Origin of the sequence: Streptococcus mitis, assembly GCF_001074635.1 — a bacterium.
Taxonomy (GTDB): domain Bacteria; phylum Bacillota; class Bacilli; order Lactobacillales; family Streptococcaceae; genus Streptococcus; species Streptococcus mitis_E.
The window spans coordinates 1-6,474 of record NZ_JUQO01000033.1 but is presented as its reverse complement, the minus strand read 5'-3'; the positions used below and the strand labels follow the sequence as shown (position 1 = coordinate 6,474).

Annotated in this window: 10 protein-coding genes; all 10 read right to left on the bottom strand. The window is 41.5% G+C overall.

Features of this window, described 5'->3' with window-relative positions; translation table 11 throughout:
* Nucleotides 1-171 precede the first annotated feature (171 nt).
* Nucleotides 172-1,107: a manganese-dependent inorganic pyrophosphatase gene (locus ADI58_RS01350; protein ID WP_049511661.1), complete on the bottom strand. Its 936-nt coding sequence runs from the start codon at nucleotides 1,105-1,107 to the stop codon at nucleotides 172-174.
* Nucleotides 1,108-1,189: 82 nt separating this feature from the next.
* Complete coding sequence (locus tag ADI58_RS01345; protein WP_049521164.1) at nucleotides 1,190-1,477, bottom strand: GIY-YIG nuclease family protein; 288 nt, start codon at nucleotides 1,475-1,477, stop codon at nucleotides 1,190-1,192.
* Complete coding sequence (locus tag ADI58_RS01340) at nucleotides 1,467-2,216, bottom strand: tRNA1(Val) (adenine(37)-N6)-methyltransferase (protein WP_049521163.1); 750 nt, start codon at nucleotides 2,214-2,216, stop codon at nucleotides 1,467-1,469. Before ADI58_RS01340 ends, ADI58_RS01345 begins: the two co-directional genes overlap by 11 nt.
* A gap of 52 nt (nucleotides 2,217-2,268) precedes the next feature.
* On the bottom strand, nucleotides 2,269-2,631 hold the full coding sequence (locus ADI58_RS01335) for a S1 RNA-binding domain-containing protein (RefSeq protein WP_000689589.1): 363 nt from the start codon (nucleotides 2,629-2,631) through the stop codon (nucleotides 2,269-2,271).
* A 1-nt stretch (nucleotide 2,632) separates the two neighbouring features.
* Nucleotides 2,633-4,033, bottom strand: a complete 1,401-nt coding sequence (locus ADI58_RS01330) for a bifunctional Cof-type HAD-IIB family hydrolase/peptidylprolyl isomerase (protein ID WP_049521162.1) — start codon at nucleotides 4,031-4,033, stop codon at nucleotides 2,633-2,635.
* An 81-nt stretch (nucleotides 4,034-4,114) separates the two neighbouring features.
* Nucleotides 4,115-4,624 (bottom strand): GNAT family N-acetyltransferase, encoded by a 510-nt coding sequence (locus ADI58_RS01325; protein ID WP_049521161.1) that lies wholly within the window; start codon nucleotides 4,622-4,624, stop codon nucleotides 4,115-4,117.
* A 207-nt stretch (nucleotides 4,625-4,831) separates the two neighbouring features.
* Complete coding sequence (gene rpsR, locus ADI58_RS01320; RefSeq protein ID WP_000068664.1) at nucleotides 4,832-5,071, bottom strand: 30S ribosomal protein S18; 240 nt, start codon at nucleotides 5,069-5,071, stop codon at nucleotides 4,832-4,834.
* A gap of 31 nt (nucleotides 5,072-5,102) precedes the next feature.
* Complete coding sequence (gene ssbA, locus ADI58_RS01315) at nucleotides 5,103-5,573, bottom strand: single-stranded DNA-binding protein SsbA (protein ID WP_000609602.1); 471 nt, start codon at nucleotides 5,571-5,573, stop codon at nucleotides 5,103-5,105.
* Nucleotides 5,574-5,584: 11 nt separating this feature from the next.
* Nucleotides 5,585-5,875 carry a 30S ribosomal protein S6 gene (gene rpsF / locus ADI58_RS01310; RefSeq protein ID WP_001151778.1) on the bottom strand — a complete coding sequence of 97 codons (291 nt, stop codon included), beginning with the start codon at nucleotides 5,873-5,875 and terminating at the stop codon, nucleotides 5,585-5,587.
* Nucleotides 5,876-6,038: 163 nt separating this feature from the next.
* A partial coding sequence (locus ADI58_RS01305) for an LPXTG cell wall anchor domain-containing protein (protein WP_049521160.1) occupies nucleotides 6,039-6,474 on the bottom strand: 436 nt, incomplete at its 5' end.

Genomic DNA, 6,474 nt, shown 5'->3' with positions numbered 1-6,474 from the left:
TTACCGTACTCAAGTACAGCTTGCGGCTAGCTTCCTAGTTTGCTCTTTGATTTTCATTGAGTATCAAATCGCCAGTTTCTAACATGCTTCACTCCTAGAAAAAAAGGAGCCGAAACTCCTTTCGATATAAGTCAAACTAGCCTTTCCGATTTTGAACTGACACCCAAAATCTTACGCATTAAAGCTTTCAGTCAATTGAGGTACCACTTGTTTCTTACGTGAAACGGCTCCAGCAAGGAAGGCATGATTATTTTCAAGTTTGAAGTTAAAGGCTGCTTCAACCTTGTCCATATTGGCACCAAGAGCCAAGATTTCTGAGTTTGAGTTGACGATATCTGTAATCATCAAGACAAAGTCAGAGTAGCCGTTTGCTTCGTTAGCAGCTTGCATTGCAGCTTCAATTTCTGCTTGACGTTCCAAAACTTCAGCGATATCAACTGTGTTTACTTGAGCAACACGGACATTATTTCCGTTCAATTCAAAAGTTTTAGCATCGATGTCAATCAATTCTTCAGCAGATTTGCTAGCCAAGTTTGTACCAGCTTTCAACATAGCCAAACCATACTCTTCCAAGTTGACACCAGCCAATTCAGCCAATTCTGGAGCGATGACTGTATCTGTTGGGTGTGTTGTTGGTGATTTCAAAAGAAGGGTATCTGAAATCAAACCTGAAAGCATCAAACCAGCAATCTCTTTAGGCACAGCTACACCATGTTCTTTGAACATACGATAAACGATTGAAGACGCTGATCCAACTGGCTCCAAACGCATGTAGAGTGGGCTTGCAGTTTCAAAGTTAGCCACACGGTGGTGGTCCACAACACCATAAACTTCTACTTCAGCGATATCTGATACAGATTGTTGGAATTCATTGTGGTCAGTCAGGATAACTTGCTCTGCACCTTCTGCTTTAGCAGAAGTGATAACACGCGGTGCTTCCACACCAAAATAGTTCAAGACAAAGGCTGTTTCTTCATTTGGAGTTCCAAGGGCAACAGCTTCCGTATCCAAACCGTAAGCTTCTTTTGCAAGGTAGGCAAAGGCTACAGATGACCCGATGGCATCTGAGTCTGGGTTTTGGTGACCAAATACTAGAATCTTAGACATGATAATACCTCATTTTGTTTATTCTCTTTATTGTAGCATTTTTTTCGCTTTTTGACAAAAGTAAGAGGAGTCAAAGGACTCCTCACGATTCTTCAAAATAACTGAGTAAATTTCTATCTTGATTTTCAGATAAAAATTCTTCCTTCTGTGACCTCTTCTTACGCTTGAGAAGGGCTTCTGCTGACATGGCTTCTTCCTTACTGGCAAAACCTTGAGCATAGATAAGTTTGACTGGCAAGCGTGCTCGTGTGTATTTGGCTCCCTTCCCACTATTGTGGACAGCGAGGCGTCTCTTCACATCAGTCGTATAGCCTGTATAGTAGGATCCGTCACGGCACTCCAGCACATACATATAAGCCTTATAATCCATAATAAATCTCTTCAAGTTCAGGCGTATAAGAGCCATCATCATTGTGGACAATGAGAGGTGGCAAGACCTTAAAGCCGCTTGTTGAACCATCCTTGATAGCCTCAATCAAAAGCATATTGGCTTCCTTTTCTCGCTTTGGATAAACAAACTGCAGGCGCTTAGGGGCTAGATTATGCCGTTGTAACGTATCCAAAATATCCAGAAGTCGATCAGGACGATGAACCATGGCCAAACGCCCATTAGACTTGAGAATACTCTGGGCACTGCGGCAGATTTCCTCCAAATTGGTCGTGATTTCATGGCGCGCCAAGAGATAATGTTCGCTCTCGTTCAGATTGGAATGAGGATCCACCTTGAAATAGGGCGGATTACACAAAATCATATCCACCTTACTTCCCTGGATGTAAGCAGGCATATTTTTCAAATCATCACAGATGACCTGCATCTGCTCTTCCAAACCATTCAAACGGACAGAGCGTTCAGCCATATCCGCCAAACGCTCCTGAATCTCAACAGCCAAAATCTGTGCCTGAGTACGAGTACTGGCAAAAAGCCCCACTGCTCCATTCCCAGCGCAGAAATCCACAATCAAGCCCTTCTTAGGAAAACGTGGAAAACGTGACAAGAGAACACTATCCACCGAATAGCTAAAAACCTCTCTATTTTGAATGATTTTAATATCTGTCGAAAAGAGCTGATTAATGCGCTCTCCTGATTTTAATAATTGTTCTTCTTCCATGGTTCCATTATAGCAAATTTATATTAACATTACAAAAGATAGAAATTTCTAACTAGTGCTTCTGCTTCTTCAAATGTTGAAGGGCTTCCTTGGTCCAAATTGGCATCATTCTTTTGAGAGGTGCGAAGCCGTAGTTAAAACGGTCGCTTGAAAAACGTCTCCGTCTCGGAAACTGGTGCTTTTCTTCCTCCAAAGTGCGGATAGAAAGACTAGCTTTCCCTGTAAATTCATCTAAATCCACTACCTGAACCTGAACCTCTTCATCGACTTTCAAGGCGTCATGAATATTTTCAATAAATCCTGTCCGAATCTCTGAAATGTGAATCAGCCCTGTATCACCCGTCTCTAGCTCAACAAAAGCACCGTAGGGCTGAATCCCTGTAATACGGCCCTTTAGCTTATCACCGATTTTCATCTTAGTCCTCAATTTCAATAGTTTCAATCACGACATCTTCAACTGGCTTGTCCATAGCCCCTGTCTCAACAGAAGCAATGGCATCCAAGACTGCATAAGAAGCTTCATCAGCTAGCTGACCAAAAACAGTGTGTCGACGGTCTAGGTGAGGTGTCCCACCTTGATTGGCATAGATTTCTGCGATCGGTTCTGGCCAACCACCACGAGCAATTTCTTTCTTAGAATAAGGCAAATGTTGATTTTGCACGATAAAGAACTGGCTGCCGTTGGTATTTGGACCAGCATTGGCCATAGAAAGGGCTCCACGGATATTGTAAAGTTCTTCTGAGAATTCATCCTCAAATGATTCGCCGTAGATTGACTCGCCACCCATACCAGTTCCAGTTGGGTCTCCACCTTGGATCATAAAATCCTTGATAATACGGTGGAAAATGACCCCATCATAGTAGCCATCTTTTGAAAGAGCAACAAAGTTAGCCACTGTTTTAGGAGCATGTTCAGGGAAGAGCTTGATACGCAAGTCTCCGTGATTGGTCTTAATAATCGCGATAGGACCTTCTACTGTTTCAATGTCTACTTGTGGGAAATGCAATTCTTTTTCTACCATACCAAATCCTTCTAAGGCATCAAAAATGCCATCTTCTTCTAATGTTTTTGTAATATAATCTGCTTTTTCTTTGATGTTATCATGAGAAATTCCCATTGCAACGCTGATTCCAGCATAATCAAAGAGTTCCAAGTCGTTGAGCCCATCTCCAAAAACCATGACGTTCTCTGGTTTCAAGCTAAGGTGTTCCACAACCTTTTCCACACCCGTCGCTTTGGAGCCTGAAATCGGCACAATATCAGACGAATGTTGATGCCAACGAACCATGCGAAGTTTATCTGAGAGACTGTCAGGCAAGTGCAAGTCATCTCCCTTATCTTCAAAAGTCCACATTTGATAGATATCTTCTTTTTCATGGAAATCGGGATCTACATCCAATTCGGGATAAATTGGATTGATAGCCTCACTAATCATATCGGTGCGAGTCGACAACTTGGCATCATGACTCCCAACCAAGCCATACTCAATTCCCTCTTGCTTGGCCCAAGAGATATACTCCTCAACATCTGACTTCTCGATCTGATGTTGATAAATAACCTGACCTTTTTTATCTTCGATATAAGCCCCATTCAGAGTTACAAAAAAGTCAGGCTTGAGATCACGAATCTCTGGCACGACACCAAAAATCCCTCGTCCAGAAGCAATACCTGTCAAAATTCCTTTCTCACGTAATTGCTTAAAAACAGTTGGGATTGAAGCTGGAATAAAACCTGTCTTTGAATTCCTCAATGTATCATCAATATCAAAAAAGACAATCTTGATTTTCTTTGCCTTGTATCTTAATTTGGCATCCATCTCACTACCTCTTTCAATCTAACTCTTTCCATTATACCATAAAGTAGAGAAATCCCACATCCCCAATAAAATCGTTATCTCTTATCCGAATTCCTTTACTAGATACAAAACCAAATCATCATTATTTTGGCTAGTTGCATTCATTTCCAAGGGTTGATTTCGATACCAGACACCTGTCCCATCTGGAATGTAGCCCCGTCTGATATACATTCTCTGAGCAGGGCCATAGCCTAAGTGCAAACCTACACCAAGAGTGACCTTATCCGATATGAGTTTGACTCGTTTTTCTGCTTCTTCTAGCAGTTGATTCCCAATCCCTTGATTTCGAAAAGGCTCAAACACATTAAAATCTGATAATTCTGGATAGACTTCTGCAAAAGGACCATGTTTAGCAGAGGGCAAAATGGTAACGTAGCCCGCTACAGCACCATCAAACTCTGCAACTAAGACTTCTCTATCCCCACTTTCCTGTTCCAGAAAATATCTAGCCAAAATTTCCTCTCTACTTGGCCAACCTTGGCTGATAAATCCTCGAGATAGATCTTTAATGTCAGATTCTTGCATTTTTCTAATTGAACATGTCGTCTTCATAAGTTGCTCCTTTAAAGCTTTCTCCTACCATTATAGCACGATAATAAAGATTAAAAGAAAAAACCTAGTAAGACAAAAGAATCTTACTAGGTCAAAAGGGGACTCCATTCTAACAGAGTCCTGGAAAAATCTGAAAAAAAGGGCCACTAGACCCAACTCGCTCTCTCATTTCCATGCTCCTAAAAAAGACCCGTCGGGGTCTTTTCTTTAATCTTCGTTTACGAAAGGCATCAAAGCCATTACGCGAGCGCGTTTGATAGCTGTTGTTACTTTACGTTGGTTTTTAGCTGAAGTTCCTGTTACACGACGTGGAAGGATTTTCCCACGTTCTGAAACGAAACGGCTAAGAAGCTCAGTATCTTTGTAATCAACATATTCAATTTTGTTTGCTGCGATGTAATCAACTTTTTTACGGCGTTTGAATCCGCCACGACGTTGTTGAGCCATGTTTTTTCTCCTTTATAATTTTAGTTGTCCATTAGAATGGTAAATCATCATCTGAAATATCCAATGGATTTGTTGCTCCAAATGGATTTTCATCACGTGAAAAGTCTGGTACTGAATTTGTAGGCGCTGAATAGTTTGAACTTGGTGCAGAATAAGCTCCACCTGTGTGACCCTCACGCACACTACGGCTTTCCAACATTTGGAAATTCTCAGCCACGACCTCTGTCACGTAGACACGTTGTCCTTGCTGGTTATCGTAACTACGAGTCTGGATACGACCTGTCACCCCGATAAGTGAGCCTTTTTTAGCCCAGTTAGCAAGGTTTTCAGCCTGTTGGCGCCACATAACGACATTGATAAAATCAGCCTCACGTTCGCCATTTTGACTCTTAAATGTACGGTTTACTGCAAGAGTAAAAGTCGCAACTGCTACATTTGATGGGGTATAACGCAACTCAGCGTCACGTGTCATACGCCCTACAAGTACAACATTGTTAATCATAGTTTACCTTCTTACGCGTCAGTTTTGACGATCATGTGACGAAGAATGTCAGCGTTGATTTTTGAAAGACGGTCAAACTCTTTAAGAGCTGCGTCGTCGTTTGCTTCAACGTTAACGATGTGGTAAAGTCCTTCACGGAAATCTTTGATTTCGTATGCAAGACGGCGTTTTTCCCAAGATTTTGATTCAACAACAGTTGCACCGTTGTCAGTCAAAATAGAGTCAAAACGTGCTACCAAAGCGTTTTTAGCTTCTTCTTCAATGTTTGGACGAATGATATAAAGAATTTCGTATTTAGCCATTGATATGTTCCTCCTTTTGGTCTAATGACCCCAAGACTTTGCAAGGGGTAAGTGAGGTTCGCTCACAATAAACTATTATACTAGAAAAAAATTTTTTACGCAAGTAAAAACACCGAAATAAAAAAAGAAGATGACGAATCATCTTCTCAAAAACTATGAGTTTTTAGTCTTCTTTTTTCTTGCGAGCAAGAAGTCCAAATCCACCTAGGGCTCCAAGAAGTCCAAGCGCTGCAAGACTAGCGTTAGCTTCTGTACCAGTATTTGGCAATTCTTTTTGACCATCAACATATTTAGGTGTTGTTGGTTGGGTAGCTGAATCAATTGCTACTGATGGTTCAGCTGGTGTCGGAACAGCAGGTTGGCTTGGAGTTGTTGGTTGTTCCGGTTGCACTGGAGCTACTGGTTGTTCAGGAGTCTCTGGTGTTGATGGAACTGGTTGTGGTGTTGGAATTGGTTGTGGTACAGGTATATGTTCACCACCACCATTATTTGTTTGTGATTCCGAACCACGTTTAGGCAACACTTTCACAGGAACTTCTACTGTGATTACTTTTCCATTTGGTAATTCAACTGTTACCTTAACAGGGTCTTTCTTACCT

Bases quoted from the DNA above. Each gene is read 5' to 3' on its own strand.
- rpsF (WP_001151778.1), bottom strand. From the start codon at position 5,875: ATGGCTAAATACGAAATTCTTTATATCATTCGTCCAAACATTGAAGAA.
- rpsR (WP_000068664.1), bottom strand. From the start codon at position 5,071: ATGGCTCAACAACGTCGTGGCGGATTCAAACGCCGTAAAAAAGTTGAT.
- ADI58_RS01350 (WP_049511661.1), bottom strand. From the start codon at position 1,107: ATGTCTAAGATTCTAGTATTTGGTCACCAAAACCCAGACTCAGATGCC.
- ADI58_RS01345 (WP_049521164.1), bottom strand. From the start codon at position 1,477: ATGGATTATAAGGCTTATATGTATGTGCTGGAGTGCCGTGACGGATCC.
- ADI58_RS01335 (WP_000689589.1), bottom strand. From the start codon at position 2,631: ATGAAAATCGGTGATAAGCTAAAGGGCCGTATTACAGGGATTCAGCCC.
- ADI58_RS01325 (WP_049521161.1), bottom strand. From the start codon at position 4,624: ATGAAGACGACATGTTCAATTAGAAAAATGCAAGAATCTGACATTAAA.
- ssbA (WP_000609602.1), bottom strand. From the start codon at position 5,573: ATGATTAACAATGTTGTACTTGTAGGGCGTATGACACGTGACGCTGAG.
- ADI58_RS01340 (WP_049521163.1), bottom strand. From the start codon at position 2,216: ATGGAAGAAGAACAATTATTAAAATCAGGAGAGCGCATTAATCAGCTC.
- ADI58_RS01330 (WP_049521162.1), bottom strand. From the start codon at position 4,033: ATGGATGCCAAATTAAGATACAAGGCAAAGAAAATCAAGATTGTCTTT.